The 25,192-nt window shown below is 54.0% G+C and carries 29 protein-coding genes; 13 read left to right on the forward strand and 16 right to left on the reverse strand.

Annotated features, from left to right (window positions below):
* The first annotated feature begins 411 nt into the window (after positions 1-411).
* Positions 412-1,644: a bifunctional alpha/beta hydrolase/OsmC family protein gene (locus WNY38_RS11985; RefSeq protein WP_342857575.1), complete on the forward strand. Its 1,233-nt coding sequence runs from the start codon at positions 412-414 to the stop codon at positions 1,642-1,644.
* Between the two features lie 256 nt (positions 1,645-1,900).
* Here WNY38_RS11985 and WNY38_RS11990 read toward each other — a convergent pair whose 3' ends face one another.
* Positions 1,901-2,350 (reverse strand): GAF domain-containing protein, encoded by a 450-nt coding sequence (locus WNY38_RS11990; RefSeq protein WP_342857576.1) that lies wholly within the window; start codon positions 2,348-2,350, stop codon positions 1,901-1,903.
* A 164-nt stretch (positions 2,351-2,514) separates the two neighbouring features.
* On the opposite strand from WNY38_RS11990, the gene purB reads away from it, so the two are divergent.
* The 4 genes from purB to WNY38_RS12010 all read left to right on the forward strand — a co-directional run bounded on the left by purB (position 2,515) and on the right by WNY38_RS12010 (position 7,061).
* The gene (purB, locus tag WNY38_RS11995; protein ID WP_342857577.1) at positions 2,515-3,822 is read left to right on the forward strand and encodes an adenylosuccinate lyase; all 1,308 of its coding nucleotides are present in this window, start codon (positions 2,515-2,517) and stop codon (positions 3,820-3,822) included.
* Between the two features lie 191 nt (positions 3,823-4,013).
* Positions 4,014-5,141, forward strand: coding sequence for a FliG C-terminal domain-containing protein (locus WNY38_RS12000; protein WP_342857578.1), 1,128 nt, complete (start codon positions 4,014-4,016; stop codon positions 5,139-5,141).
* A gap of 91 nt (positions 5,142-5,232) precedes the next feature.
* Entirely contained in the window at positions 5,233-6,105 is an 873-nt protein-coding gene (locus WNY38_RS12005) for a DMT family transporter (protein WP_342857661.1), read from the forward strand.
* 50 nt (positions 6,106-6,155) lie between these two features.
* On the forward strand, positions 6,156-7,061 hold the full coding sequence (locus WNY38_RS12010; protein ID WP_342857579.1) for a lysophospholipid acyltransferase family protein: 906 nt from the start codon (positions 6,156-6,158) through the stop codon (positions 7,059-7,061).
* A 34-nt stretch (positions 7,062-7,095) separates the two neighbouring features.
* Here WNY38_RS12010 and WNY38_RS12015 read toward each other — a convergent pair whose 3' ends face one another.
* Both WNY38_RS12015 and WNY38_RS12020 read right to left on the reverse strand, forming a co-directional pair.
* Positions 7,096-7,677: a PDC sensor domain-containing protein gene (locus tag WNY38_RS12015; RefSeq protein ID WP_342857580.1), complete on the reverse strand. Its 582-nt coding sequence runs from the start codon at positions 7,675-7,677 to the stop codon at positions 7,096-7,098.
* 112 nt (positions 7,678-7,789) lie between these two features.
* A complete protein-coding gene (locus WNY38_RS12020; RefSeq protein WP_342857581.1) occupies positions 7,790-8,566 on the reverse strand; it encodes a DUF1223 domain-containing protein in 777 nt (258 codons plus the stop codon).
* A 304-nt stretch (positions 8,567-8,870) separates the two neighbouring features.
* On the opposite strand from WNY38_RS12020, the gene acnA reads away from it, so the two are divergent.
* Positions 8,871-11,561 carry an aconitate hydratase AcnA gene (gene acnA, locus WNY38_RS12025; RefSeq protein WP_342857582.1) on the forward strand — a complete coding sequence of 897 codons (2,691 nt, stop codon included), beginning with the start codon at positions 8,871-8,873 and terminating at the stop codon, positions 11,559-11,561.
* Positions 11,562-11,711: 150 nt separating this feature from the next.
* Here acnA and WNY38_RS12030 read toward each other — a convergent pair whose 3' ends face one another.
* On the reverse strand, positions 11,712-11,912 hold the full coding sequence (locus tag WNY38_RS12030; RefSeq protein WP_342857583.1) for a hypothetical protein: 201 nt from the start codon (positions 11,910-11,912) through the stop codon (positions 11,712-11,714).
* 184 nt (positions 11,913-12,096) lie between these two features.
* On the opposite strand from WNY38_RS12030, the gene WNY38_RS12035 reads away from it, so the two are divergent.
* Positions 12,097-12,846, forward strand: a complete 750-nt coding sequence (locus WNY38_RS12035) for a hypothetical protein (RefSeq protein ID WP_342857584.1) — start codon at positions 12,097-12,099, stop codon at positions 12,844-12,846.
* Positions 12,847-12,969: 123 nt separating this feature from the next.
* The gene (gene rpiB / locus WNY38_RS12040; protein ID WP_342857585.1) at positions 12,970-13,413 is read left to right on the forward strand and encodes a ribose 5-phosphate isomerase B; all 444 of its coding nucleotides are present in this window, start codon (positions 12,970-12,972) and stop codon (positions 13,411-13,413) included.
* Positions 13,414-13,533: 120 nt separating this feature from the next.
* On the opposite strand, the gene WNY38_RS12045 is transcribed toward rpiB, so the two are convergent.
* The 3 genes from WNY38_RS12045 to WNY38_RS12055 all read right to left on the reverse strand — a co-directional run bounded on the left by WNY38_RS12045 (position 13,534) and on the right by WNY38_RS12055 (position 15,376).
* On the reverse strand, positions 13,534-14,151 hold the full coding sequence (locus WNY38_RS12045) for a flavin reductase family protein (protein ID WP_342857586.1): 618 nt from the start codon (positions 14,149-14,151) through the stop codon (positions 13,534-13,536).
* A gap of 96 nt (positions 14,152-14,247) precedes the next feature.
* Positions 14,248-14,751 (reverse strand): EVE domain-containing protein, encoded by a 504-nt coding sequence (locus tag WNY38_RS12050; RefSeq protein ID WP_342857587.1) that lies wholly within the window; start codon positions 14,749-14,751, stop codon positions 14,248-14,250.
* A gap of 4 nt (positions 14,752-14,755) precedes the next feature.
* A complete protein-coding gene (locus tag WNY38_RS12055) occupies positions 14,756-15,376 on the reverse strand; it encodes a glutathione S-transferase family protein (RefSeq protein ID WP_342857588.1) in 621 nt (206 codons plus the stop codon).
* Between the two features lie 94 nt (positions 15,377-15,470).
* Here WNY38_RS12055 and WNY38_RS12060 point away from each other — a divergent pair, with 94 nt between their 5' ends.
* Complete coding sequence (locus WNY38_RS12060) at positions 15,471-16,193, forward strand: YafY family protein (RefSeq protein WP_342857589.1); 723 nt, start codon at positions 15,471-15,473, stop codon at positions 16,191-16,193.
* A 9-nt stretch (positions 16,194-16,202) separates the two neighbouring features.
* On the opposite strand, the gene arsH is transcribed toward WNY38_RS12060, so the two are convergent.
* From arsH to WNY38_RS12075, 3 genes are read right to left on the reverse strand one after another with little or no spacing between them, the layout of a single operon-like run.
* Positions 16,203-16,931 carry an arsenical resistance protein ArsH gene (arsH, locus tag WNY38_RS12065; RefSeq protein WP_342857590.1) on the reverse strand — a complete coding sequence of 243 codons (729 nt, stop codon included), beginning with the start codon at positions 16,929-16,931 and terminating at the stop codon, positions 16,203-16,205.
* Positions 16,928-17,323, reverse strand: coding sequence for an arsenate reductase (glutaredoxin) (gene arsC, locus WNY38_RS12070; RefSeq protein ID WP_342857591.1), 396 nt, complete (start codon positions 17,321-17,323; stop codon positions 16,928-16,930). Before arsC ends, arsH begins: the two co-directional genes overlap by 4 nt.
* Positions 17,323-17,691 carry a metalloregulator ArsR/SmtB family transcription factor gene (locus tag WNY38_RS12075; protein ID WP_342857592.1) on the reverse strand — a complete coding sequence of 123 codons (369 nt, stop codon included), beginning with the start codon at positions 17,689-17,691 and terminating at the stop codon, positions 17,323-17,325. The genes arsC and WNY38_RS12075 overlap by 1 nt, the downstream gene beginning before the upstream one ends.
* 241 nt (positions 17,692-17,932) lie before the next feature.
* Between WNY38_RS12075 and WNY38_RS12080 the strand changes: the two genes are divergently transcribed.
* From WNY38_RS12080 to WNY38_RS12095, 4 genes are all read left to right on the forward strand, one after another.
* Positions 17,933-19,210 (forward strand): O-acetylhomoserine aminocarboxypropyltransferase/cysteine synthase family protein, encoded by a 1,278-nt coding sequence (locus tag WNY38_RS12080; RefSeq protein ID WP_342857593.1) that lies wholly within the window; start codon positions 17,933-17,935, stop codon positions 19,208-19,210.
* Between the two features lie 233 nt (positions 19,211-19,443).
* Positions 19,444-19,899: a RimK/LysX family protein gene (locus WNY38_RS12085; protein ID WP_342857594.1), complete on the forward strand. Its 456-nt coding sequence runs from the start codon at positions 19,444-19,446 to the stop codon at positions 19,897-19,899.
* Positions 19,896-20,801, forward strand: a complete 906-nt coding sequence (gene rimK, locus WNY38_RS12090; RefSeq protein ID WP_342857595.1) for a 30S ribosomal protein S6--L-glutamate ligase — start codon at positions 19,896-19,898, stop codon at positions 20,799-20,801. The genes WNY38_RS12085 and rimK overlap by 4 nt, the downstream gene beginning before the upstream one ends.
* Positions 20,801-21,844, forward strand: a complete 1,044-nt coding sequence (locus WNY38_RS12095) for a succinylglutamate desuccinylase/aspartoacylase family protein (RefSeq protein ID WP_342857596.1) — start codon at positions 20,801-20,803, stop codon at positions 21,842-21,844. Before rimK ends, WNY38_RS12095 begins: the two co-directional genes overlap by 1 nt.
* 152 nt (positions 21,845-21,996) lie before the next feature.
* Here WNY38_RS12095 and WNY38_RS12100 read toward each other — a convergent pair whose 3' ends face one another.
* The 6 genes from WNY38_RS12100 to WNY38_RS12125 all read right to left on the reverse strand — a co-directional run bounded on the left by WNY38_RS12100 (position 21,997) and on the right by WNY38_RS12125 (position 25,186).
* On the reverse strand, positions 21,997-22,536 hold the full coding sequence (locus WNY38_RS12100; protein WP_342857597.1) for a DsbE family thiol:disulfide interchange protein: 540 nt from the start codon (positions 22,534-22,536) through the stop codon (positions 21,997-21,999).
* Positions 22,529-22,687 carry a heme exporter protein CcmD gene (gene ccmD, locus WNY38_RS12105; RefSeq protein ID WP_342857598.1) on the reverse strand — a complete coding sequence of 53 codons (159 nt, stop codon included), beginning with the start codon at positions 22,685-22,687 and terminating at the stop codon, positions 22,529-22,531. The genes WNY38_RS12100 and ccmD overlap by 8 nt, the downstream gene beginning before the upstream one ends.
* Positions 22,684-23,418, reverse strand: a complete 735-nt coding sequence (locus WNY38_RS12110) for a heme ABC transporter permease (protein WP_342857599.1) — start codon at positions 23,416-23,418, stop codon at positions 22,684-22,686. The genes ccmD and WNY38_RS12110 overlap by 4 nt, the downstream gene beginning before the upstream one ends.
* 110 nt (positions 23,419-23,528) lie before the next feature.
* The gene (gene ccmB, locus WNY38_RS12115; RefSeq protein ID WP_342857600.1) at positions 23,529-24,185 is read right to left on the reverse strand and encodes a heme exporter protein CcmB; all 657 of its coding nucleotides are present in this window, start codon (positions 24,183-24,185) and stop codon (positions 23,529-23,531) included.
* Positions 24,182-24,802, reverse strand: a complete 621-nt coding sequence (gene ccmA / locus WNY38_RS12120; protein WP_342857601.1) for a heme ABC exporter ATP-binding protein CcmA — start codon at positions 24,800-24,802, stop codon at positions 24,182-24,184. Before ccmA ends, ccmB begins: the two co-directional genes overlap by 4 nt.
* A gap of 30 nt (positions 24,803-24,832) precedes the next feature.
* Entirely contained in the window at positions 24,833-25,186 is a 354-nt protein-coding gene (locus WNY38_RS12125) for an Mth938-like domain-containing protein (RefSeq protein ID WP_342857662.1), read from the reverse strand.
* Positions 25,187-25,192: the final 6 nt, after the last annotated feature.

Below are 25,192 nucleotides of genomic sequence, written 5' to 3' on the forward strand. Positions count from 1 at the left end.
GCCTCTCAAGACCTTGCAATATCAGACGCCAGCAGAGAAGTTCGCACAGTGTGTTGCGTCGACCAGTTGAGATCGCCGCTCAATCCTGCCATTCGCTGCGATTGCATAAGATGCAGAACTTGGATGGCTTGGACTGTTATATCGAAAATTCGGGCATGTTGATTTTGCCAATTCAAGCAGGATGTCGCAACACTTTGCGACTGCCTTGTGTCGCCATGATCAAGATATAAACCTAGCCGCTTGAAGCGTCGCGCGTTTGCGTAACACAAACACTGCGTCACACAGTTTGTGTCACACACCTCGTATCACACTGTGTGTGTGTGTCACACACCTTGCCTCACCATCGCGTGAGGGGGCTTGTGATGTGGGGGAAGACAGACCAGTTTCGTGTCAAACGCAAAGGAACATAGCATGCCCACCGAAAAGCTTACCTTCACCGGCCACGGCGGTCACCAATTGGCCGCGCGTCTTGATTTGCCCGCGGGGCCGCATCACGCCACGGCGCTGTTTGCGCATTGTTTTACCTGTTCCAAAGACATCCCCGCAGCACGGCGCATCGCGGGCCGCTTGGCAGCCATGGGCATCGCTGTGTTGCGCTTTGATTTCACGGGTTTAGGTCATTCCGAAGGTGAATTCGAGAACACCAACTTTACCTCAAACGTATCCGATTTGGTCGCAGCTGCCGGCGCATTGGCCGAGCGCGGCATGGCGCCATCCTTGTTGATTGGGCACTCGCTGGGCGGGGCAGCGGTGATCCGCGCCAGCCAAGAGTTGCAAGGCATCAAAGGCGTCGTCACCATCGGTGCGCCTTTTGATCCTGAGCATGTGACCCATAATTTTGGCGATGCTTTGCCCAAGATCATCAAAGACGGCGTGGCTTCGGTCGACTTGGGCGGGCGTCCGTTTCGCATCGGCAAGCAATTCTTGGAGGATGTGGCCAAAGGCGAGTTGACGCCAGCATTAAGCAATTTGAAAGCAGCGCTGTTGGTGTTGCACGGGCCAAATGATCGGATCGTGGGCATCGATAATGCCAGCCAAATTTTTATGGCGGCCAAGCATCCTAAAAGTTTTGTCACTTTGGACGATGCGGATCATTTGATCAGCCGCGCCAGTGATGCAGAATACGCAGCCGATGTGATTGCGGCGTGGTCGAAACGCTATCTGCCAGCCCCAGTAGAGGCCGTGAACCCCGCCATCCCAGAAGGCATTTTGCGCGTGACCGAAGCGGACCCGAGCGGGTTTTTGCAAGACATTCAATCGGGCGACAATCACCTGTTGGCAGACGAGCCCGTCAGCTTTGGCGGCACCAACAAAGGCCCCTCGCCTTACGGTTTGGTGTCGGCGGGTTTGGGAGCCTGTACGTCGATGACCATCCGCATGTATGCGCGACGCAAAAACTGGCAGCTGACGGGGGTGAGCGTCGATATCAGCCACGCCAAATGCCATGCCACGGAAACCGCGAACGCAGGCGCCTCAAGTGCTGAGACCAAAAGCACTGAAAAAATCGATACCTTCGAGCGCATCATCACGTTGACAGGCGATCTGGACGAGGCACAACGCACCAAACTGCTGGAGATTGCGGATAAATGTCCTGTTCACAAGACCTTAGAGCGCCAATCGACAGTTAAAACACGGTTGGCTTAGCGCCGATTTACGGGGTGACGAGGTTCTAACATCAAAGCCATTGAGACGCATGGGGGCGCGCCATTGCCCCCGTGCGAACCCAAGCACCCGTGCACACCCAAACTTTGACGGTGTCTTGTCTGATTTCTGCTTTGATGCGCTTGGATTTAAGCGGTGCCGATGTCAAAGCGTTCCTGAGTGTCAAAGCGTTCCTGATTGGGGTGCTCAGATGGTTGCTCGACATCACCAACGCCATCAACGTTTGGGCCGCGTAACGTCAACGTCCCGTCACGATAGAGGACGCCTCGGAGGCCAGTTTTGACAAAGCTTGAGCAGCCTCTTCAAGAAGCGTGATATCGACAGCGTCCCAACGACGTGCGTGTTGATGCACTGCAGAAATGCCCCCGACAGGCACACCGTTCAAGTGAAATGGCGTGCCCAAATAGGCCATGATTCCCATATCTTCGACAGCGCCTGTTTTGCCCACCAAAGGGTGTGTCAGCGCATCATCAATCACCAAGGTCTTGTTCATCTCGAAAACCACATGGCCGATGGTATATTTTGGTGGCAAAATGCGGTCAAATTCACGCCCAACTGGCCCATTAATATGACCAATGATGTGAAGATCATTTCCCTTCATAAGCCAGACAGCAACCCCAGAGGATTTTACCTTGTCATAGACAGTGTCTGCTAAGGCCATAACTTTTGGATTCGCGAATTCAAACATCAGTTTTTCCCAGGGCGGCTTTCACCACGTAAAGGTAACACAGTTTGACCTGATTCTTTGCGAAACTTTGACGCCAAGCCCAAGAACATGTCCTCCCTCTTGCCCCCACGCCCTGTTCGTTCTAAAGACGCGGCAACTCCACAGCAGATACAAAGGGCAAGCCTATGATCCCCCGTTACTCCCGCAAAGAGATGGTCGACATCTGGGAACCCGCTACAAAGTTCAAAATCTGGTACGAAATCGAAGCACACGCCTGTGAAGCCATGGCCAATCTTGGTGTGATCCCCCGCGAAAACGCCGACGCCGTTTGGAAAGCCAAAGACGTTGAATTCGACGTGGCGCGCATCGACGAAATCGAAGCCGTAACCAAACATGACGTCATCGCGTTCTTGACGCATTTGGCCGAACATGTGGGCTCTGACGAGGCGCGTTTTGTGCACCAAGGCATGACCTCTTCTGACGTGCTTGACACCTGTTTGAACGTGCAGCTTGTGCGCGCCACTGACATCTTGATCGAGGATGTCAAAGGCTTGCTCGCCGCGTTGAAAACACGTGCGTTTGAGCACAAAAACACGGTCCGCGTTGGCCGCTCACACGGCATCCACGCCGAGCCGACCACAATGGGTCTGACATTCGCGCGTTTCTACGCCGAAATGGATCGCAACTTGGCCCGTCTTATCGCGGTGCGCGCTGAGATTGCCACCGGTGCGATTTCTGGCGCCATCGGCACATTCGCCAATGTTGACCCGCGTGTTGAAGAACATGTGTGCGCGCAGCTTGGCTTGACGCCTGAGCCTATTTCCACGCAAGTTATTCCGCGCGATCGCCACGCGATGTACTTTGCCGTGCTGGGTGTGATCGCATCCTCCATGGAAAACATCGTCATCGAGATCCGCCACATGCAACGCACAGAAGTGCTTGAAGGGGCTGAATTTTTCTCTATGGGCCAAAAAGGCTCGTCCGCGATGCCGCACAAAAAGAACCCGATCCTCACAGAAAACCTCACAGGCCTCGCACGCCTCGTGCGTATGGCTGTGATCCCTGCGATGGAAAACGTGGCTTTGTGGCACGAGCGCGATATTTCGCATTCCTCCGTTGAGCGCACCATCGCGCCAGACGCGACCATCACCCTGAACTTCGCCTTGAAGCGTTTGACAGGCGTGATCGAAAAAATGCTCATCTTCCCTGAAAACATGCTCGACAACATGAACAAATTCCCCGGTCTGGTGATGTCGCAGCGCGTGCTTTTGGCGCTCACCCAAGCTGGTGTGTCTCGCGAAGCCGCCTATTCCATGGTCCAACGCAATGCCTTGCAAGTTTGGGAACATCGTCTTGATTTCCAAGAACTTTTGCTGGCCGACGCTGAAGTCGTCGCGGCTCTGGGTGCGGATGAGATCAAAGAGAAATTCGACATGGGTTACCACACCAAACATGTTGATACGATCTTCAAGCGCGTGTTCGGCGAAAGCTAAACCGGCTTACGAAAAGGCTGGGGCCAATCCCGCTCGAGCCCCAAAACAGACGCCCGCACGGTTTATCCGCTTGCGGGCGTTTTCTGTCAATTCTTCTAAAGTTTAATGCAATTTCAAACCTCTGGTAGCTTTGCGTTAAGGTTGATCGTGCATCTTGGTCAAAAGGCATGAATCAAATGTGAGGCAGTGGCGTGGACGGACTTCCCCAAGACTTTGGCGACATGGGCGCCCTGCCCGATCTGGGGTCCTTCGGGGGCAACGACGGGGGTGGTGGCGGCATGGGGGATTTCGATTTCGACCTGCCCGAACCCGTTATGCGGATGCCGACAAAACTGTCGCAAAAGGCCAAGGCCGCGGTCATCGTGAAATTGCTCGCCTCTGAAAATGTCAAACTGCCCCTATCGACCTTCCCAGAAAAAATGCAGGTCGAACTGGCCCATCAGCTGACAGACCTGCGCCACATCGACAAAGAGACCCTGACCGCGGTTGTTGAAGAATTCTTGACCGAATTGGAAGCCATCGGCCTGTCGTTTCCCGGCGGATTAGAGGGCGCGCTGAGCGTCCTTGAAGGGGCAATATCGCCGGCAACTTCGGCAAAATTGCGCAAAAATGCAGGGTTCTCTTTGACCGGCGATCCTTGGGAACGTATAGCCGATCTTGATGTCACCCGCGTTTTGCCCATTTTGAAAGACGAAAGCGTCGAAGTGGGGGCAGTGCTTTTGTCCAAACTCAAAGTCTCCAAATCCGCGCAATTGTTGTCGATGCTGCCCGGCGAACGCGCGCGGCGGATCGCTTATGCCATCTCGCTCACGTCTGGCATTGCCCCCGAGGTGGTGCAGCGCATCGGCATTTCCATCGCGGCCAAACTGGACGCGCAGCCCGCGCAAGCTTTCTCAGATGCACCGACTGAACGCGTTGGCGCAATTTTGAATTTCTCAGCCTCTGCCACGCGCGATGGTGTGCTCGAGGGGTTGGATGAAACCGACAAAGAATTCGCAGAAGAAGTGCGTAAGAACATCTTCACCTTCGCCAATATCGCCACCCGTGTAGACGGGCGCGATGTGGCCAAAGTTGTGCGCGGCGTCGACCAAGACGTGCTGATCAAAGCCCTTGCAGGGGCCACGGGCGATGCTGCAATCTCGACCGAGTTTATTTTGACGAATATGTCCAAACGCATGGCAGACGGGATGCGCGAAGAAATCGAAGCGGTCGGCAAAGTCAAAGAATCCGACGCAGAAGAGGCGATGAACGCTGTCGTCGCAGGCGTTCGAGAGCTTGAAGGCGCAGGCGAGCTGTTCTTGCTGACAGGTGACGAATAGGCCCTGTGCACGGGTGACGCCGGATCACGAGTGGACAACACGCAACCCTTGCCCCTAAAGTCCCGATATGATTTGGTTTTCACGTCAATCAATGGCCTCGCAAGGCATCCTTTTCGTCATGATATCTGTGAGTTTTTTCTCACTGATGGATGCCGTGGCCAAACAGCTTGGGCTGATGATAGACGTCAGCCAAATCCTGTGGGCACGTTATTTTGGGCAGCTTGTTATCGTCTTGATAATATGCCGAAAACGCACAATTCCCCTGCTCCAAACCTCACACTTGGGTCTGCAAGTCCTGCGCGCATTGACGCAACTCAGCGCGGCGGCCTGTTTCTTCATTGCGCTTAAGAACCAAGGTCTGGCCGAAGCCACCGCAGTTGCCGACCTTGCACCAGTGTTCATCACCATGTCCGCCGCGCTGTTTTTAGGCGAGAAAATTGGCCTGCGCCGCATACTTGGCGTTTTGGCTGCTCTTATGGGGGCGATGATCATCATTCGCCCTGGCTCGGATATTTTTGCCCTCACGTCTCTTTGGCCTCTGGGCACTGCCGTCAGCTTGGCTGTTTTTTCCATCATAACGCGCCACATTGGCCCGACAGAATCGCCGCTGACGGGGCTACTTTACTCGGGCATTGTTTGTGCAGCGATCATGTGCGTCATCGCGCCGTTTCACTGGACAGCGCCAACATATTTAACCGCGCTGATGATGGTCTGTGTTGGGGCCATCGGCACCATAGGACAATTGATGATGATCAAAGCCTATACGGTGGCGCCGGTCTCGATTGTGGCGCCGTTCACATATGCGGGTTTGCTGACAGCGACCCTTTGGGGCATCTTGTTTTTCGACCAATGGCCGGACCTATGGACCTGTGTCGGCGCACTTGTGATCGTGGCTGCAGGACTTTATGTGTGGCACCGAGAAACACGCGCGACGCGCGGCACGCATATTTCTGGGCAAACATAAGCGCGCTTTAGGGGGCAAGCCCTCTGGTCGTGTGTCACAAGGGGCAGTCAATGAAAATCAAACGCGGCGAGATTGAAGGCAGTCTGAACGACTACGTTCAAAACATTGTTTTGCGTGGACTTTTGGCGATTGTTGACCGTTTGCCATTTGCGTGGCGCCTTAAAACGCTTGGGGTCATCACGGCCTATGTCATCGGACCTTTGGCTGGATACAACAAACGTGTGCGTGAAAATCTTGCCTTGATCATGCCGGACTTGCCCGCACGCGAGGTGCGCCGTTTGATGCGCGCCGTCCCTGCGAACACCGGACGCACTATGGCGGAACTGTATTCTGGGGCAGATTTCAAGAATCGCGCAAAGAATGCCAAAATCACGGGCAAAGGGTTAGCGGATCTTGAACGGGCTATGGAGCGCGGCCAAGGGGTTATTTTGGTTTCGGGCCATTTGGGCAGTTATGAGGTGGCGCGCGCAGTACTGTTTGAACGCGGTTTCAACGTCGGCGCCTTGTTTAAGCCCTTTTCAAACCCGTTTTTCGATCCTTACTACCAACGCAAAATCGGTGAAATTTCTCAACCGATTATTCCGTCCAAAGACCGTGCAAGTCTGGTCAAAATGATACGATTTTTAAAGTCGGGCGGCATGGTTGGAATGTTGATTGACGTTCATTCTTACGGCGCGCCAGTTTTGAAATTCTTTGGGAAACGCGCCGCGACAGCGACTTCGGCGGCTGATTTGGCACTCAAGCACAATCTGGCGCTTGTGCCCATTTATGGCATTCGTTTGGACGATCACGGGGCCTATGAATTGGTGATAGAGCCGCCCATTGCGCACACAACCGCGCCAGAAATGATGCAGATGGTGAACGATTCCATTGAACACCAAGCACGCGCGCACATGGACCAATACTTTTGGATTCACCGGCGTTGGAAGGCTGAACCAGACAGCGGACGCACCTGAACTGCCCACCCATCTGTGTCTTTGTTTAATTGATCTATAGAATAGCGTCGGCAATCAGACCAACGGTGATCGCGCCAATGGGTTCGTTCGTGTTCGGGTCTGTGATCGTGTAAGACACTTGGACCTGATACACTCCGGTGGACGCGTCCATTTCCAGTTCAGACACATGCATCGCCCCCGTCCCTTTGCCAAAGGTCTCGGAGTGTTTGGCCTCATCGCCTTGCCAATAGTCTGACGTCGCTGACGAAGCCGCAACGTTCAGACCATGGGCATCCATAATGAACACTTCGGTGATGGTGCCCCCTGCATCTGCCACACGGTGGCGCAAAAAGTCACCGGCATCACTGTTCACAACAGCATCGACAAGGGGATGTGTGTCGGTTCTCACCTGTGCGCGCCACTCATTGTCTTTGGCGATGATGTCGTCATCACTCAGGTCTCCATCGATCACATTGCGCACACGAATGGCGCTCAGCAGGGCGACATCGGTGGCCCAATGCGCGACTTTGTCTTCGAAGAAACTTTTGATGACCATTGTTCGATCTGTGCCTTGCCCGTGAGCCGCGCTCAGAGGCATGAGCAAGAATAGGGCAATCAGCATATGTTTGAGGTTCATGAGCGCATTCCTTTTAATCTCTTCTGCAAAATGACAGAAAAAAATAAACGAAAGCTTTCAGTTCTATTTTAACTTTCAGTTCTATTTTAAATAGGCCAATGACTAAGGTCGATCAATCGACGCGCAACGCCGCAACAATCTCACCGGGTAGACCGTTTAAATTCTGCTGCACAATAACCGCGACTGGATCGGCTGAGGTGAGACCAAAGCCTAAGTGTATTGGGGACGCGCCATCCCAATCGCCGACATGCGTCCAAGAGGTGACGATATTGGCGTAGTCGATGGATTTTCCGGCGTTTTCACCCACGCGGATGGCCACAGTTTTATGCGGTTGATACCCGACGACTTGCACCCGCAAATCTCTTGACCGCGCGCCTGTGTTGGTCAGCGAAATAGACAGGCTGTCGCCAGAACGCACAGCCGTCAAACCTAGCTGTGAGGCCTCAATCTTACGTCTGTGATCTGCAATCAAATCTGCCAATTTCATCGGCTTGAAGCCGACGATATGATCTTGGCCGCCAACAATCATTTGCGGGGTATATATGGTCCTATGCCCTGCGGCTTTAGCGTAGGCACGCTGGCGTTCTGTGAAGCGCGGGTCGGCAAAGATGTCTTTCCAGCCGATGTAATCCCAGTAATCCACATGCAGCGCCAAGGGCAAAACATCGTCACGTTTGGCCAGTTCGACCAAAAGCGCATCAGCCGGCGGGCACGACGAGCAACCTTGCGAGGTGAACAGCTCGATCACGACAGGATAGGACGAGGGCAAATCTTGGGCCGCGCTGTGTTGCGCAGGAAGGGAAATCGTAAGACAAAATAAGAGGACCGCAGAGATGCGGGATTTAAGCGAAAAACGTTTGGATTTTGAAAATGCTTTGGCCTGTGTCATGCGCGCTCCGAATGCTGTAGAATACTCTTAACGCGTTGTGGGCTTTCAGGCCAATCAAGCAATCGCGAGAAAGCGTTACAGAAGTATAAATCGCCTGTGTACTAAGCGCGATCATAATGCCCAGAATTGGACCCGATGGTCACAAAATTATGCCAAAGCGCCACAAAAAAACCTGACAAAAACACTTATTTTGTCAATTGTGTACAACGGCATACAAAAAACGACATATGCCTCTTGATTGGACGCTGCGGATGGGTCAAAAGCAATTAAGCCATTTTTTTTCATGCACCAAGGGAGCTCACCCATGACAGTTGTTGTCGGACATGACACAGCCAAAACACGTCGCACACTCGACGTAAACGGCAAAAAATTCTCATACTACTCAATTCAAGCCGCAACAGACGCAGGCCTTGGTGATTTCACCAAATTACCCGCCGCTTTGAAAGTTGTTCTTGAGAACATCTTGCGCTTTGAAGACGGTGGTTTTTCTGTTTCCACAGACGATATCAAAGCCTTTTCTGAATGGGCTGACAAGGGTGGTCAAAACCCGCGCGAAATCGCTTACCGCCCTGCTCGCGTTTTGATGCAGGATTTCACCGGCGTTCCAGCTGTTGTGGATTTGGCGGCGATGCGTGACGGAATCAAATCTTTGGGCGGCAGCGCATCCAAGATCAACCCGCTTGTGCCAGTTGACCTCGTGATCGACCACTCTGTGATGATCGACGAATTTGGCAACCCACGTGCGTTCCAAATGAATGTTGATCGCGAATACGAGCGCAACATGGAGCGTTACCAGTTCCTCAAATGGGGTCAGACTGCGTTTGAAAACTTCCGTGTTGTTCCTCCGGGAACAGGTATCTGTCACCAAGTGAACGTGGAATACCTCGCGCAAACCGTTTGGACAGACAAAGACCAAAACGGCGAAGAAGTGGCTTACCCTGACACACTCGTTGGCACAGATTCTCACACAACAATGGTCAACGGTTTGGCTGTTTTGGGGTGGGGCGTTGGCGGCATCGAAGCCGAAGCTGCGATGCTTGGCCAGCCGATTTCCATGCTCATCCCTGAAGTTGTTGGTTTCAAACTGACAGGGTCTATGCTTGAGGGCACAACAGCGACTGACCTTGTGTTGAAAGTTGTTGAAATGCTGCGCGCGCATGGCGTTGTTGGCAAATTTGTTGAATTCTACGGTGACGGCCTTGATCGTCTGCCACTTGCTGATCGCTCAACAATCGCGAACATGGCGCCTGAGTACGGCGCGACTTGTGGTTTCTTCCCAATCGATGGCGAGACCATTCGTTACCTGAAACAAACAGGCCGCGACGAAGAGCGTTGCGACTTGGTTGAAGCCTACGCAAAAGAAAACGGTTTCTGGCGCGGCGACGATTACGCGCCTGTTTACTCTTCTACTTTGTCTCTCGACATGGGCGAAATCGTTCCTGCGATTTCCGGTCCAAAACGCCCACAAGACTACGTGGCTTTGACAGCTGCGAAATCTGCATTTGCGGGTGAAATGACCGACACGTTCAAACGTGAGCAAGGCAAAGAAGTGGCAGTTTCTGGCGAAGATTACACCATGTCATCTGGCAAGGTTGTCATCGCCTCCATCACATCTTGTACAAACACATCAAACCCCTACGTGATGATCGGCGCTGGTCTTGTGGCCCGCAAAGCACGCGCTTTGGGTCTGAACCGCAAGCCTTGGGTGAAAACATCTTTGGCCCCTGGGTCACAAGTTGTGACTGAATACTTGGAAGCCGCTGGTCTGCAAGAAGATCTGGACGCGATCGGGTTCAACCTTGTTGGTTACGGCTGTACGACTTGTATCGGTAACTCCGGTCCGATCCAATCCGAGCTGTCAGACGCGATTGCCGAAGGCGATCTCGTGGCGACGGCTGTTCTGTCGGGCAACCGCAACTTCGAGGGTCGTATCTCTCCTGATGTGCGCGCCAACTACCTTGCGTCTCCGCCCCTTGTGGTGGCCTACGCTTTGGCTGGCGACATGAACATCGACCTGACAACTGAGCCTTTGGGCACAGACAAAGACGGCAACGATGTGTACCTCAAAGACATCTGGCCAACCAACGAAGAAATCTCTGATCTCGTTGAGCAAACAGTGACACGCGAAGCCTTCCTCAAGAAATACGCTGACGTGTTCAAAGGCGATGAGAAATGGCAAGCTGTCGAGGTTTCCGGCGGCGAAACATACGATTGGCCAGCAGGATCGACCTACATCCAAAACCCACCTTACTTCCAAGGTATGGCTGCGGAAAAAGGCACGATCAAAAACGTGACAGACGCGAAAGTCTTGGCAATCTTGGGCGATATGGTCACCACCGACCACATCTCTCCTGCGGGCGGTTTCGCGCAATCCACACCGGCGGGTCAGTTCTTGTTGGACCGCCAAGTGGCCCCGCGTGAGTTCAACTCATACGGGTCTCGTCGTGGCAACCACCAGATCATGATGCGCGGCACCTTCGCCAACATCCGCATCAAAAACGAAATGCTGGATGGCGTTGAAGGCGGTTACACCAAAGGTCCAGATGGCGCGCAGGCGTCTATCTATGACGCGGCTATGGCCTACCAAGACGCAGGCACTCAGCTGGTGATCTTCGCAGGTGAGCAATATGGTGCGGGGTCCTCGCGTGACTGGGCGGCCAAAGGCACAGCGCTTTTGGGTGTCAAAGCGGTCATCGCGCAAAGCTTTGAACGTATTCACCGCTCTAACCTTGTGGGCATGGGCGTTGTACCGTTCGAATTCACAGGCGACGACAGCCGTGCCTCTTTGAGCCTCACAGGCGAAGAGACCGTGTCTATCACGGGCCTCGACTCTGTGTCTCCGCTGCAAGAACTGCCATGTGACATCACCTACGCTGACGGCACTGTGAAAACCATCACTCTCAAATGCCGCATCGATACAGCGCCAGAGATCGAATACATCGAGAACGGCGGCGTGCTGCACTACGTGCTGCGCAACCTCGCCAAAGAAGCGTAAGTTTCTACGCCTCAAAAACTAAGAAAGCCCCGCCAATTTGGTGGGGCTTTCTGCTTTGGGCTTATGATGAATGGCCGAGACATCCTCCTGCCCGATCATTCATCTCGATTGTCTCGGTTCAACAGGACGTCAAACATGGATTGCTGCATCTCAGTTTTGGCAGGGGGGTTGCATCGGAATAAATTCCCCTCTGGCCTGCTTTTGACTGCGATACGCTGCAAATTCATCTTCACCAACGGCGCCATCGCCATTGGTATCCAACCCCGAAATATCCAATTTGAGGTGAGCCACATCCCCCAATTCACGCGGGGCAGAATAGGCGGTCGTCGATAGCACAGGTCCCAAGGTCATCATCATTCCTTTCAAAACATGCCTCGAAGTCTTGCAAAAACTGGTTACAGTTTTCCTAAGATTGATCAGGCCCGAAAAGAAGACGGCGAGACCCCATTATTCCGATTTTTGCTATCAAAAATTGCCTGATACGGTTTTACGCATCAAAGTAGCCTCCAGAATGAGTCCAACAGGAATTTTATTAATGCCCATGACGAGCGAACAGTTAAAGTTAAAGTTAAAGCTAGAGCTGATGCAGCGCCTTGGTTTGGCTGACCAGAACGGCCATCTTAATATAAAAAAGGTAGAGCGCGCATATGAGCGTGCTCACAACAATCGAGATTTTGAAATTGAATTATATTGGAAACGCGCAACATACTTCTGGGGGTTTCAGGCTACATTCATGGCCGTAGCAGGAATAATTCTCGCAAACAATCCACTGGGAGGATGGTCATTCGGGTATCTTGCGTTGATCTCCCTAGCGGGTTTTTGCATAACCATTCTCTGGGGAATGATGTCCTTAGGTGCGAAGTTTTGGCAGTATAACTGGGAACGCTATGTCGATCTGCTCGAGCCATATGTCGTCGGAGAAATTTACAAATTTTTTATATCTGACAAAGAGCTAAGGCGTCCTTTCAGTGTGACCAAAGTCAATATGTACGTCATCTATGTATTTGGTTTTTTTTGGGCAGTCACATATTTCACATCTGGTTACGCAGCCACAAATACAGTCGCAGAACAGCCCAGTAATTTGGTAGCAGCGTTCGTATTCTACCTGGTAGGGATTGGACTCATGATTTTTTCGATGGCGCAACTTTTAGGTAGTCACGCATGGAAGGGGCTTCGAATGGGAGACCCAAAAGATCATGCGTTCACAAATCCAGCTTTGCACGGTGAAAATTTCTATCTTTATAAGCGGACCACTGTATTAGACACATCCGAAAAAGACACCTGACCCCGCCTTTCGTCGTCACACTTCACCAACATTGACTCCCCATCCCCCCACACAGTACCAGATGCTCAACCGTGGCTGGGCATCCTACGCCCCCACCGAACTCAAGGTATAGGACCTTCCATCATGACCGAAAACAAACGCATTGTACTGTCGAGCGACCATTCTGGTTTGCAGATGCGCGCGGCGATTGTGGCGCATATTACTGAGCTCGGATGGGAAGCCGTCGACATCGGCCCGACCACCACCGAGAGCACCCATTACCCTCTGCACGGAAAAGCGGCGGCGGATTTGGTGGCCTCGGGCGATTGCCGGTTTGGCATCATTCTGTGCGGCACGGGCCAAGGCATCATGATGGCGGCCAATAAGGTCAAAGGCATCCGCTGCGGTGTGTGTTCCGAGACGTTTTCTGCCCGCATGATCCGCCAGCACAACGACGCGAATATGCTGGCCATCGGCGTGCGCACCACGGGCGAAGGCTTGGCCTTGGACATCGTCGACGCGTTTTTGAACGCCCAGTTCGAAGGCGGGCGCCACGCCACGCGCGCGGATATGATCGAAGCTGACTGATCAGCGCAGCATAAAGCAAAAAAATTGGGGGCCGCGCATTTGCCCCCAAAGCCCATAACAGGGCAGTGTTTTGTCCAAGCGCCTTGACCATACGTCCTAACGACATGTCTTGAGCAGGTTTTATTCCGTCCAAACATCGCCAAGTTCAGGCGCGATAAGATCGAATTGCCTGTCGGAATTGATATAGCTGTCCCCATGCAGCCGCGCGATGGGGCGATAGGTTTCGGGGTTCACGTAGCGGCCCTCGGCGTCCAAACAGTCGCGGCGCACATGCATATGGCTGACCTCGCCGATCACCAAAACACGATTTGGCCAGTCCAAAAGCCGCTCAGTACGACATTCAAACACACAAGACGCGCCGGTGATCCGGTCTGCGTCAATGGTCTCGCAAGGCTCTGTTTCAACGCCAGCCAATGACAGCTCATCCACGCCCATAGGCACCGCGAGCCCCGCGATCAGCATCGCATCACTGAGCGCCATATCGACCATATGAATGGCAAACTGCCCTGTGCGACGGATATTCGCGGCAGTGTCTTTTTCTTGATCAGGTTTCGAGGCGATGCCTAAAACCAACAGCGGTGGATCAGAGGACATGACATTGAAAAACGACATGGGGGCTGCGTTGTTCGACCCATCCGTGTTGCGCGTGGTGACCAAGGCAATCGGGCGCGGGCCAACAAAATTGGTTAAAAGCCTGTAGCGGTCGCGGGGGGCAAGCGTGGTGAAATCAAACTGCATGTTAAGCCTCGCATTTGGGAGATTCTCACCCAAACAGGCCACACGCAGATTGACAACCGCCGTCGCGCACAGCCTGCCTGATACGGGCCATGCTGCTTAAAATTCAACCGCCCGCGGTGGCGTTTCGACCAGCGGCAAAGTGACATCCATAGCCCGCGCAATCAGATTGAAATCGGCCGCAGAAATCGCAAAAGATCCGCGTCTGAAAGGCATACCCCAGTGCCGGATATCTTCTATAAAGCCAAGGTCTTGCAACATGGGCCTGATCGGCGCAGAATTGGCTTTGAAATAGGTCACATCACGCCGGTAAGGCCAAAACCCAAGCGCTTGTTCAACTTGATAGACCTCACTTGTCACCACGCCGATGGCTGTAAAAGCCTGCAATGTCGCGCCCTCGCCCATGCCTTCACGCGGGGCATAATAGCTGATCAAATCGCCCAGATTCAGACGTTTTATCGGCGCGTGTTTGCCATGCCCCAATTGGGCAAAGCCCTCTGCGCGCCCGCGCGCCACATGACGCCCCGCCGCGACGCCAATCCAATAGCGGCGCGGGGAGGTCGTGACACTTGAGCCACCAAAAAGATCGCGTTCAAGTGCCATGGTGTTAAGCCGCCATCAATGCATCTTTGGCGCGTGCCTCATAGGCCTGTAGGGCTTCGCCATTGATGGCGTCACTCACGCGTTTAAGCCAGGCTTTCACATTGTCATAGTCCGGCGTCAAATGCGGCGCCCATTGAAAGGCTGAGGCCATGATCAAATCGGCCACAGTGATTTTATCACCCAATAAGAATGGCTTATCAGCCAAACCGGAGGTAATATGTTCACCCACTTCTTTCATGGTACGCACGCTGGTGACAATCATCGGATGATCAATTTGCGCGAAATGCGCCACCATTGCTGGTTCCAATACACCGCAATAATAGGTCATCCAAGACAGAAAGGCTCCGCGCCCCTTTTGACCTGCAAGGATGCTCAACCCAGACCCGTAGAGCTCATCAAGATACATCATAATCGCCGCACTTTCGCGGATATGTTCACCATCGTCCGTGATCAGATACGGCACCTTGCCCTCTGGATGCGGGTTGTTTGAATCCGCATGACCGGACCCGTCTGCTTTCACAACCGCGACATTGACCACTTTGATCTCATCGAGTTTACCCATCATCATAAGTTGGGCGATGATGCGTGTGGCGCGACTTTCAGGGGTGTAATAAAGTGTTGGCATGGTTTGGCCTCTCGTTTTTGGCTTTGCGTTATGCCGTCGTTGTGGCACCTTGCTGCTGACAATTCCTGTCAGTAAGTTTATGCGATAAACCTATATGTCCAAATCAGATCGACTGTTCAGATTGCTCCACCTCATTCGCGGTTTGACCCCGCCGGTGACGGCTGCGCGATTGGCCAGCGCTATGGAGGTGTCAGAGCGGACGATATATCGCGACATCGACAGTTTGCGCGCAGCGGGGGCACAGATCGAAGGCGAAGCGGGCTTGGGCTATACCATGACCGAAGACATCGCCTTGCCACCGCAGACCTTCACGCAATTGGAAATCGAAGCGCTGACATTGGCCTTGTCGGATGCAAACCAGCGCTGCGATCCTGCGCTGGCTCAGGCGGCATCGGATGCTTTGACAAAAATTCTGGCCACCCTGCCTGAGCGCCAACAACGCCAAGCCGCCCATGCGGTGAATTTGGTGCATCGCTTGCACAGGCCGGCCGCGCCGAGCATCGATATGAGTGCGCTGCGCGAGGCGATGTGGGCCGAAGAGGCGCTCGACATAAGCTATACAGATGCCAAAGACCATGAGACCCAGCGGCGGATTTACCCGCTGACCTTATCGTATCATGATCAAGCGGTGATGCTGCTGGCGTGGTGTTGCACACGGCAAGATTTTCGCATGTTTCACACCACGCGCATTTCAAACCACAGCAGAACAGGCGAAAGCTTTCGCCCCCGCCGTGTGCCGCTGTTGCGCGATTATGTGGCACGCTTGCGGGCGCGTGACGCAAAACATGGCGTCAGAGCCCTGCCTGAGCGCCGTTAACCGCCGCCCCTAACTTGCCGCTTGCTTTAGATTGACGCGATCAATCAAGGCCTGCGCGCTTTCCACACGTTCAGAATAACGATCCGTCAAGGCGGCGCGCGCGCGGGTCATATAGGTGAACTTGACCAGTTCCTCCATCACGTCAGTGATACGCATCAAATAGGGCGAAGGTTTCATGCGGCCAGCCTCGTCGAATTCATTCCATGCCTTAGCGATTGAAGACTGATTGGGGATGGTCACCATCCGCATCCAGCGGCCCAAAATGCGCATTTGGTTGACCGCGTTAAAGCTTTGCGAGCCACCACAGACCTGCATCACCGCCAGCGTTTTGCCTTGGGTTGGACGCACAGCGCCCATTGAGAGCGGAATCCAATCGATCTGGGCTTTCAAAATACCGGTCATCGCACCGTGGCGTTCGGGGCTGGACCAGACCATGCCTTCGGACCATTCCGCCAAGTCGCGCAGCTCGGCCACTTTTGGGTGATCGGGATCGCAAGCATCGGGCAATGGCAGGCCGCTTGGGTCAAAAATTTTGACCTCGCAACCATACCACGTCAGCAAACGCGCGGCTTCTTCGGCGGCCAAACGCGAGAATGACCGCGCACGCAATGACCCGTAGAGCACCAAAATACGCGGCGCATGACCATCGTCTTTGGCATTTGCATAATCGCGCCAATCAATGGGCTTGAGCTGGCTTTCCTCCACGGCGGGCAAAGCGTCTGTGGCAATCAAACTCATGATTTCACGACCTCGCCGTCTTCTTTGGTATAGCTCGCAGGCGGGTTTTCCATGATCCCAAAGACCTTTTCAGACGGGCGGCACAACGCCGTGCCTTTGGAGGTCACCACAAAAGGCCGGTTGATCAAAATTGGCGCCTCCATCATCGCGTCCAAAATTTGATCCTCCGTGACGCCATCGCCCAGCAAACCGCGCTCTGTGGCCTCGGATTGTTTGCCACGCAGAGCACTATGCGCTGTCTCGCCCGCATCCGCGATCATTGTCACCAATTCAGCCCGCGTTGGCGGCGTTTTCAGGTATTCGATCACCTCGATGTCGTCCTCTGACTCTTGCAAAATCGCCAACGTGTTGCGCGAGGTGCCACACTTGGGGTTGTGGTATATTTTTGTCATTATTTCAGATCCTTAGGAAGGGTATTTGAAGTCGCATCGCAACAAGGTGCAATCATATTGACCACAGGGGCACAGGCTTCGGTTGCGCCACCACAGCAGTCTTCAAGTAAAAAACGCAGCAAAGCATTCACCCCATCCATGTTTGAGCGATAAATGATGCTACGCCCTGCCCGCGTGCTGGTGATCAGCCCCGCCTGCACAAGCTGCGACAGGTTTTGCGAGGTGGTGTTTGCTTTGGCGTTCAGCGCCACCGCGATGTCGCCAGCGGCCATGCCATCTGGGCCAGCTTTGATCAACAGACGAAAGGCTTCAAGCCGCAAGGGCTGGCTGAGGGCGGCAAAGGCGGTGAGAGCTTGTAAAATATCCATATTTCATGAATTACTGAAATGAAGGCAATTTGCAAGCCATCTTTTGCGCTGTTTAGAGGTTTTCAACCAATGTCTGGCACCCTGTGGCCTATGAAAATTTTGCTGACAGTGATTCCCCTACCGATCACAGAGCTTTTGATCGGCCTGCCTCTTGTCCTGATGTTGATTTTGGGCAGCTGACACCATTGTCATGCGCCCCCCTGTGACCTAGTTTCACGCAACAGTCACCAAGGAGGACACCATGACCGAACGCACCCAAGGGTTTGACACGCTTCAAATTCACGCAGGCACTTCCCCCGACCCCACCACTGGCGCGCGCCAAGTGCCGATTTATCAAACCACAGCCTATGCCTTTCGCGATGCAGAACACGCAGCGAAATTGTTCAACCTAGAAGAAGTCGGCTACATTTATTCACGCTTGACCAATCCGACGGTGGCAGCCCTGCAAAACCGTATCGCAGCACTTGAAGGCGGCGTGGGCGCTGTTTGTTGTTCATCTGGCCACGCGGCACAGATCATGGCGCTGTTCCCGCTGATGCAGCCAGGCACAAATATCGTTGCCTCGACTAGGCTTTACGGCGGCACGCTGACGCAATTCAGCCAGACATTCAAACGCTTTGGCTGGTCTGCAACCTTTGTCGACTTTGATGATTTGGATGCCGTGAAGGCCGCGATTGACGACGACACCCGCGCGATTTTCTGCGAAACGATTGCCAACCCCGGTGGCTATATCACTGATCTGGACGCTGTGTCTGTCATCGCCAAAGACGCGGGCATTCCGCTGATCGTCGACAATACCACCGCCACGCCTTACCTGTGCCGACCGTTTGATCACGGGGCCACTTTGGTGGTGCATTCGACCACGAAATACATGACCGGCAACGGCACTGTGACCGGCGGTTGTGTGGTGGATTCGGGCAATTTCGACTGGATGGCTTCAGACAAATTTCCCTCGCTCAGCCAGCCTGAACCCGCCTACCACGGTCTGTGCTTTGGCGCGGCTTTGGGTCCGATGGCGTTTACATTTCACGGCATCGCAATTGGTCTGCGTGATTTGGGCATGACCATGAACCCACAAGGTGCACATTACACATTGATGGGCATCGAAACCCTGTCTTTGCGGATGCAACGCCATGTTGAAAATGCAGCGACTGTCGCTGCATGGTTGGAAAAAGACCCTCGGGTTGAGGCCGTGACCTACGCTGGCTTGGACTCGTCGCCTTATAAAGAACGCATGGCACGCATCTGTCCCAAAGGCGCTGGTGGCTTGTTCACCGTGGCGCTCAAAGGCGGCTATGAAGCTTGTGTGGCAACCGTGGACAAGATGGAGCTGTTCTCTCACGTGGCCAACTTGGGCGACACGCGCAGCCTTGTGATCCACCCAGCATCAACCACGCACCGTCAGTTGACGGAAGCCGAACAAGTGAAAGCAGGTGCATCGCCAAATGTCTTGCGCCTGTCCATCGGCATTGAAGACGTGGCAGATATTATTGCTGATTTGGATCAAGCGATTTCATAAGCGCCGAAATTCAAAAAACACGAAACCCGCTCTCATTTGAGGGCGGGTTTTCCATTGGATGCAGTCGACTTTTGCGACATCTTTTATGTCTGTCTCAATGGCCGCTCTGCGGGACGAAGCGTGCGTTTGCACCATCAATTTGAATGACCGACAGTTCATTCAACGCGCCCCATTGGCACCTCCGCCAAAAGCTGCCATAAATCAAAGCTACACACTAACTGGAGACGCCTCACATGCTCGTTGTCGGCTGGCGAGAGCGGGTTGATCTCCCGCTCTTTGGACTTTCAAACCTTAAAGCGAAAATTGATACAGGTGCGCGGACCTCTGCGTTACATGCCACAGATATCGTAACATTTGAGCGCGACGGTGTCCCATGGGTGCGCTTTCACACAAAATTCGACGACGACTCGATCGATACTGATGTGGAATGCCCGATCCATGACCGACGCGATATCAAAAACACAAGCGGCATCCCGGAGACCCGCATCGTGATACGCACCAAGTTCCGCATTGGTAAGAGATTGTGGTCGATCGATCTATCGCTCACAGAGCGGTCGGACATGAAATTCCGCATGATTGTCGGGCGCACAGCGTTACGTAAACACCACATTCTGGTCGACCCCAATAAAAGTAACCTCACGACGCCCATTTCAGCAACAAAAACAGATGAAACAAGGATTTCTTCATGAAAATTGTAATGCTCGCTCGCAATCCCAATCTTTATTCACACAAACGGCTTGTGGAAGCCGCCGAAACGCGCGGGCATGAAATTCGCATTGTCGATACGCTCAGATGTTACATGAACATCGCATCGCGAAAGCCCGAGATGTACTACAATGGCGAGAAGCTGACAGGGTATGACGCAGTGATCCCGCGGATTGGCGCCTCGATTACCTTCTACGGGATGGCGGTTTTGCGGCAGTTCGAAATGATGGGCGTTTACCCCCTTAACGAGAGCGTCGCGATTGGCAGGTCACGTGACAAACTGCGCTCTATGCAACTGTTGGCCCGTGACGGTATCGGTTTACCGGTCACCACCTTTGCCCATGACCCCAAGCAAACCGAAGAAGTTCTTAAGGTTGCAGGCAAAGCCCCGCTCGTCATTAAATTGCTCGAGGGGACACAAGGCATGGGCGTTGTTTTGGCCGATACGGATCGGTCCGCCAAGTCGGTGATTGAAGCATTTCGCGCCACAAAAACCAATATTTTGGTGCAAGAATTTATCAAAGAGGCTGGGGGCACAGACATCCGCGTGATCGTTGTGGGCGGTAAAGTTGTGGCTGCGATGAAACGTACAGGCGCCGAGGGTGAATTCCGCTCTAACTTGCATCTTGGTGGGTCCGCTGAGGTGATTAAACTCTCACGTGAAGAACGCGCCACGGCCATTGGGGCCGCAAAGTCGATGGGGTTGAATGCCTGTGGCGTCGATATGCTGCGCTCTGATAATGGTCCGCTGGTGATGGAAGTGAACTCATCTCCCGGTTTGGAAGGCGTTGAAAAAGCGACTGGTTTGGATATTGCAGGTAAGATGATCGAGTTCATCGAAACGCATGCGAAGCCCAACGCCACAAAAACCAAAGGTAAAGGCTAATGCCCAAACGCGCCGATTTTGTCATTGGCAGCGAACGTGTAGCGCCCGGCACCCGCCGGACGATACATGTTCCTGTCAGCGTTTTGTCAGACCATACGCCGGTAACAATGTCGGTGAATGTCACGCATGGTCGCCTTGATGGCCCCACGATTTTTGTTAGTGCTGGCATTCATGGAGACGAAGTGATCGGGGTTGAGATCGTGCGCCGATTACTAAGGTCGCCCAGTCTTGGCTCGATCAAGGGCACATTGATCGTTGTTCCGATCGTGAATACCTACGGTTTCTTGAACCATTCTCGCTACTTGCCGGATCGACGCGATTTGAATCGCATGTTTCCCGGAAGTGAGACAGGATCACTTGCATCGCGTCTTGCGCATATTTTCACGACCGAAATCGTCGCGCGTTGCGATCTTGGTATTGATCTGCATTCAGCCGCCATTCACCGCACCAACTATCCCCAAATTCGCGTCTCGCCGAACAACCCTGAAATGCTTGAACTGGCCAATGTCTTTGGTGCGCCGATTATTATGCAATCACCCGTCCGCGAGGGATCACTGCGGGGGTCAGCAAAAGACCTCGGTATCGACGTGCTTTTATTCGAGGCTGGCGAGGGCCTGCGGTTCGATGAATTCTCGGTAAGGTCCGGCGTTGCAGGTATTTTGCGCGTGCTGCGTTACAAGGGCATGGTTGCGGGCAAAGGGATTGCCAAGGCAAAAGCCACACCCCAATTTTGCCCATCAAGCAAGTGGTTGCGTGCACCAACAGGGGGGTTATTACGTACGTTCCGGGCGGATGGCGATCTCGTCCGCGAGGGGGAGCTGATGGCATCAGTCTCGGACCCATTTGGTGAGACTGATGACGATATTATAGCACCGTTTGACGGCATCATCGTTGGCCGCGCAGTTATGCCCATCGTGAATGAAGGTGACGCTGTTTTCCATCTCGCCCGCGTGAAATCGGTGACAAGAACCGAGGACATGGTCGAAGACTTGAACATCCAGTTGAGCGATGATCCGATGTTTGATGAAGACGAGATTATTTAAGGGCATTGAAAGTGTCTGCCGTCAGGTGTTCATGAAGATCAAGCGCAGGCGCACCAGACGAGTCTCCAAAGCAGACATTAGCTGCAACGCAGAAATTTGGTAATTGTGGGCTCATTGCTGCCGTTCGCTGCGCTCTACGCAAGCCGTCCCTCTTACTCAGCCGCTTGCACGATCTCAGGCTTGATGTACTTGTCCATGATCTCTTGCGTGATCGGGCCTGCAAAGCGGTAGGTGATCTCACCGTCTGCGTTGATCACATAGGTCTCGGGCACGCCGTATAGGCCCCATTCCAACGCCGTGCGGCCCGGTTCGTCCGCGCCAATAGCCGTATAGGGATTGCCCATCTCAGATAGGAACCCAATCGCCGCATCAGCTTTGTCTTTGTAGTTGATGCCGTAGATGGTCACGCCCTCGCCCGCCATGGTCTCAAGCTGGGGGTGCTCGGCACGACACGGGGCGCACCAAGAGGCCCAGTAGTTCACCAGTTTGACGCCGCCCGTGCGCAGCATGTCGTCGCTGAGAGGTGTTAGATCACCAAGCGGGGTGACATTGGCAATCGACGGCGCCGCTTTGCCCGTTTTGGCAGAGGGCAATTGATTGGGATCATCGCGGTTCATGCCGTAGATGAACAGGCTTGCGAGCCCCACAAACATCAGCGGCGGCAGGGCCATAAGGGGAGAGAATTTAGCCATTGGTTTTGCGACGCTCCTCGGCGGCTTGTAGACGTTTTTTGATACGGGCGGCACGGACCATCGACAACGCAATCAGCCCGCCTAGCAATACGAATGTGATCCCGTAAGCGGCGAACACATCGCTCGCGTATTTTCCCAGATCAGGCATCATCCTTGGACCCTTTCGCGCATTTCGATGGCGTGCAAACGACGCGCACGGATTTCTGTGCGGGTGCGCAGCAATACCAGCGCCAAGAACAGTAAAACAAAGCCCGCGAGCGCCACTAAGGCCGGATACCAAAACACATCTGCGACGTTTTCCGCCTTGTCCAACGACAAAGACGCGCCTTGGTGCAAGCCTTGGTTCCAAAAATTTACTGCGTAGCGTGACAGAACGGCAAAGACCGATCCGACAAGGCATAGGACTGAGGTGAGATCGGCAGCTGTGTCTGGGTCCTCGATGGCTTCCCAAAGCGCTAAGTAGCCGACATAAAACAAAAACAAGATCAGGAAAGACGTGAGACGCGGGTCCCATTCCCAATAGGTGCCCCACATCGGCTTGCCCCAAATGGCGCCTGATGCGAGCGCGATCAGCGTCATCACCATGCCCACAGGGGCAGCGGCTTTGGCCGCCAATGCGGACACATGGTGGCGACGGATCAGCCAGACCAGCGAAGCGATGAGCATCATCAACCAAGCATTGATCGCAATCATCGCAGAAGGCACATGGATGTAGAAAATCTTGACGGTGGCGCCTTGGCGGTAATCATCAGGGGTGAAAAAGAACCCCCAAATCAGCCCAGCCAGAAACAACACACCCGCAGCGATGGAAATGACAGGCAGGGCCTTGTCGGTCCATGCCATGAACTTGCGCGGATTCGCCCATTCCCAAAATGACGCCATGTGTTTCTCCCGATTTGAGGCTCACCTTAGGGGCAAGCGCCGGTGTTCTCAACTCAACATCGCGTTATAGCGGTATGCCAAGTCCCTGCTGAGGTATAAGGCAAAATGCTTTAACGCAATGATATGCGAATGGCTGCGGCTGCGGCAAAGGGCAGCAAGGCAATCGCCCCCGCTGTGATACCGCCTTGCATCAACAAAGGTGTCATGACTTCAAAGCCTTGCGCGCCACGTCTCACCACTTCTGCCCCGAAAATTAACGTTGGAATGTAAAGCGGCAGCACGAGCAAGCTCATCAACAACCCACCGCGTTTAAGCCCCACAGTGATCGCCGCGCCAAAGGCGCCAATGAACGACAAAGCCGGCGTGCCGATCAACAGGGTGACGATCAGCCAAACATAGGCCTCTGTATCAAGATGTAGCAAAACGCCCAACATCGGCGCGGCTATCACCAGTGGCAGGCCTGTGGTGATCCAATGCGCCAGCGCTTTCATCGCGACCAAGCCTTCGAGCGGCACAGGGGCTGTGGCCAGCAAATCAAGCGAGCCGTCTTCAAAATCGAGGGCGAAAATGCGATCCAGCGACAGCAAGCACGACAGCAATGCCCCGACCCAAAGCACGCCAGGCGCAATGGCCCCAAGGCGTTCGGAATTGGGGCCAACCCCAAAGGGCACAAGCGTCACGAGGATCAAAAAGAACCCAAGACCAAGGCCAAATCCGCCGCCCGCGCGCAAAGCCAAAATAAGGTCGCGCATCAACAGCCGGATCATAAAAAGGCCTCGTCAAAAGCGCCAGACATGGCTTTGGAATCGGCGCGAAACGGCGTGACATCCAAGACCTGAGCGTCGAATCCAAGGTCGATATGCGTGGCCACGATCAAAGCACCCCCTTGAGCGATATGATTGGCCACAGCAGCAGCAAACAAAGCGACCGAGGCCGCATCGAGCGACACGGTAGGTTCATCAAGCACCCAAACGGGGCGGCCCGTGACCAGCAAGCGCGCCAGACCCAAGCGACGCTTTTGTCCTGCTGACAGATTGCCCGCAAGCCGATCCGCCAGAGAGGCCAGATCAAAGGCTTTAAGCGCAGGGGCAATATCGCCACCACCATAAACACCAGACCAAAATTTCAGATTTTCAGCAGCCGTTAGCGTCGATTTCAACCCGTCCGCATGGGCGGCATAAGCCACGGCATCATCAGCGCAGGTGACAGTGCCCGACATCGGCGGCTGCAACCCCGCCAGCGTGCGCAGCAACGTGGTTTTGCCCGCCCCATTGGGGCCGCGCAGCACCAAAATTTCGCCCGCTGCGACAGAGAAATTGAGGCCTTCCAAAACAGGAATGCCACCGCGCGCGATGCTAAGGTCTGTGACAGATAGGATGCTCATAAAGTCAGCCTACAGGCATTTGTGGGCGCATCAAACAGGTAAGAGTGCCACAGCCACGCGGCGGCCTTCTGAGGCCAAAATATTGTAGCTGCGACAGGCTGTTGGCGTGGCCATAACTTCGGCCCCGATGCCCGCTGCGTCCAGTGCGCGGCGCAAGTCTGCTGGCAGATAGGCCAGCTGCTCACCTGTGCCAAAGACGATAAAATCAACCTGACCTTTGAGGGCCAAAAGTGGCGCGTCATCATCAAAGCCGCCCCAAGCCGACACATCCGCTGCCATCATCAACATCGCGCCTGTGTGCACTTCGCCCTGCACCCGAAAAAAACCGGGGCCATAGCTGTCAATCGGCACGGCGCCGTCAAAGGCCATCTCATTAATATGCATCATGCA

Source organism: Pacificibacter sp. AS14 (assembly GCF_038899935.1).
Classification (GTDB): Bacteria; Pseudomonadota; Alphaproteobacteria; order Rhodobacterales; family Rhodobacteraceae; genus Celeribacter.

Bases quoted from the DNA above. Each gene is read 5' to 3' on its own strand.
- WNY38_RS12085 (WP_342857594.1), top strand. From the start codon at position 19,444: ATGCTCGTTGTCGGCTGGCGAGAGCGGGTTGATCTCCCGCTCTTTGGA.
- WNY38_RS12055 (WP_342857588.1), bottom strand. From the start codon at position 15,376: ATGCCAACACTTTATTACACCCCTGAAAGTCGCGCCACACGCATCATC.
- ccmB (WP_342857600.1), bottom strand. From the start codon at position 24,185: ATGATCCGGCTGTTGATGCGCGACCTTATTTTGGCTTTGCGCGCGGGC.
- WNY38_RS12075 (WP_342857592.1), bottom strand. From the start codon at position 17,691: ATGGATATTTTACAAGCTCTCACCGCCTTTGCCGCCCTCAGCCAGCCC.
- WNY38_RS12060 (WP_342857589.1), top strand. From the start codon at position 15,471: ATGTCCAAATCAGATCGACTGTTCAGATTGCTCCACCTCATTCGCGGT.
- WNY38_RS12030 (WP_342857583.1), bottom strand. From the start codon at position 11,912: ATGACCTTGGGACCTGTGCTATCGACGACCGCCTATTCTGCCCCGCGT.
- arsC (WP_342857591.1), bottom strand. From the start codon at position 17,323: ATGACAAAAATATACCACAACCCCAAGTGTGGCACCTCGCGCAACACG.
- rimK (WP_342857595.1), top strand. From the start codon at position 19,896: ATGAAAATTGTAATGCTCGCTCGCAATCCCAATCTTTATTCACACAAA.
- WNY38_RS12110 (WP_342857599.1), bottom strand. From the start codon at position 23,418: ATGGCGTCATTTTGGGAATGGGCGAATCCGCGCAAGTTCATGGCATGG.
- WNY38_RS12005 (WP_342857661.1), top strand. From the start codon at position 5,233: ATGGCCTCGCAAGGCATCCTTTTCGTCATGATATCTGTGAGTTTTTTC.
- WNY38_RS12095 (WP_342857596.1), top strand. From the start codon at position 20,801: ATGCCCAAACGCGCCGATTTTGTCATTGGCAGCGAACGTGTAGCGCCC.
- WNY38_RS12050 (WP_342857587.1), bottom strand. From the start codon at position 14,751: ATGGCACTTGAACGCGATCTTTTTGGTGGCTCAAGTGTCACGACCTCC.
- ccmD (WP_342857598.1), bottom strand. From the start codon at position 22,687: ATGATGCCTGATCTGGGAAAATACGCGAGCGATGTGTTCGCCGCTTAC.
- WNY38_RS11985 (WP_342857575.1), top strand. From the start codon at position 412: ATGCCCACCGAAAAGCTTACCTTCACCGGCCACGGCGGTCACCAATTG.
- WNY38_RS11990 (WP_342857576.1), bottom strand. From the start codon at position 2,350: ATGTTTGAATTCGCGAATCCAAAAGTTATGGCCTTAGCAGACACTGTC.
- WNY38_RS12045 (WP_342857586.1), bottom strand. From the start codon at position 14,151: ATGCAGTTTGATTTCACCACGCTTGCCCCCCGCGACCGCTACAGGCTT.
- WNY38_RS12125 (WP_342857662.1), bottom strand. From the start codon at position 25,186: ATGCATATTAATGAGATGGCCTTTGACGGCGCCGTGCCGATTGACAGC.
- WNY38_RS12020 (WP_342857581.1), bottom strand. From the start codon at position 8,566: ATGACACAGGCCAAAGCATTTTCAAAATCCAAACGTTTTTCGCTTAAA.
- ccmA (WP_342857601.1), bottom strand. From the start codon at position 24,802: ATGAGCATCCTATCTGTCACAGACCTTAGCATCGCGCGCGGTGGCATT.
- arsH (WP_342857590.1), bottom strand. From the start codon at position 16,931: ATGAGTTTGATTGCCACAGACGCTTTGCCCGCCGTGGAGGAAAGCCAG.
- WNY38_RS12010 (WP_342857579.1), top strand. From the start codon at position 6,156: ATGAAAATCAAACGCGGCGAGATTGAAGGCAGTCTGAACGACTACGTT.
- WNY38_RS12015 (WP_342857580.1), bottom strand. From the start codon at position 7,677: ATGAACCTCAAACATATGCTGATTGCCCTATTCTTGCTCATGCCTCTG.
- acnA (WP_342857582.1), top strand. From the start codon at position 8,871: ATGACAGTTGTTGTCGGACATGACACAGCCAAAACACGTCGCACACTC.
- purB (WP_342857577.1), top strand. From the start codon at position 2,515: ATGATCCCCCGTTACTCCCGCAAAGAGATGGTCGACATCTGGGAACCC.
- WNY38_RS12035 (WP_342857584.1), top strand. From the start codon at position 12,097: ATGCCCATGACGAGCGAACAGTTAAAGTTAAAGTTAAAGCTAGAGCTG.
- WNY38_RS12100 (WP_342857597.1), bottom strand. From the start codon at position 22,536: ATGGCTAAATTCTCTCCCCTTATGGCCCTGCCGCCGCTGATGTTTGTG.
- rpiB (WP_342857585.1), top strand. From the start codon at position 12,970: ATGACCGAAAACAAACGCATTGTACTGTCGAGCGACCATTCTGGTTTG.
- WNY38_RS12080 (WP_342857593.1), top strand. From the start codon at position 17,933: ATGACCGAACGCACCCAAGGGTTTGACACGCTTCAAATTCACGCAGGC.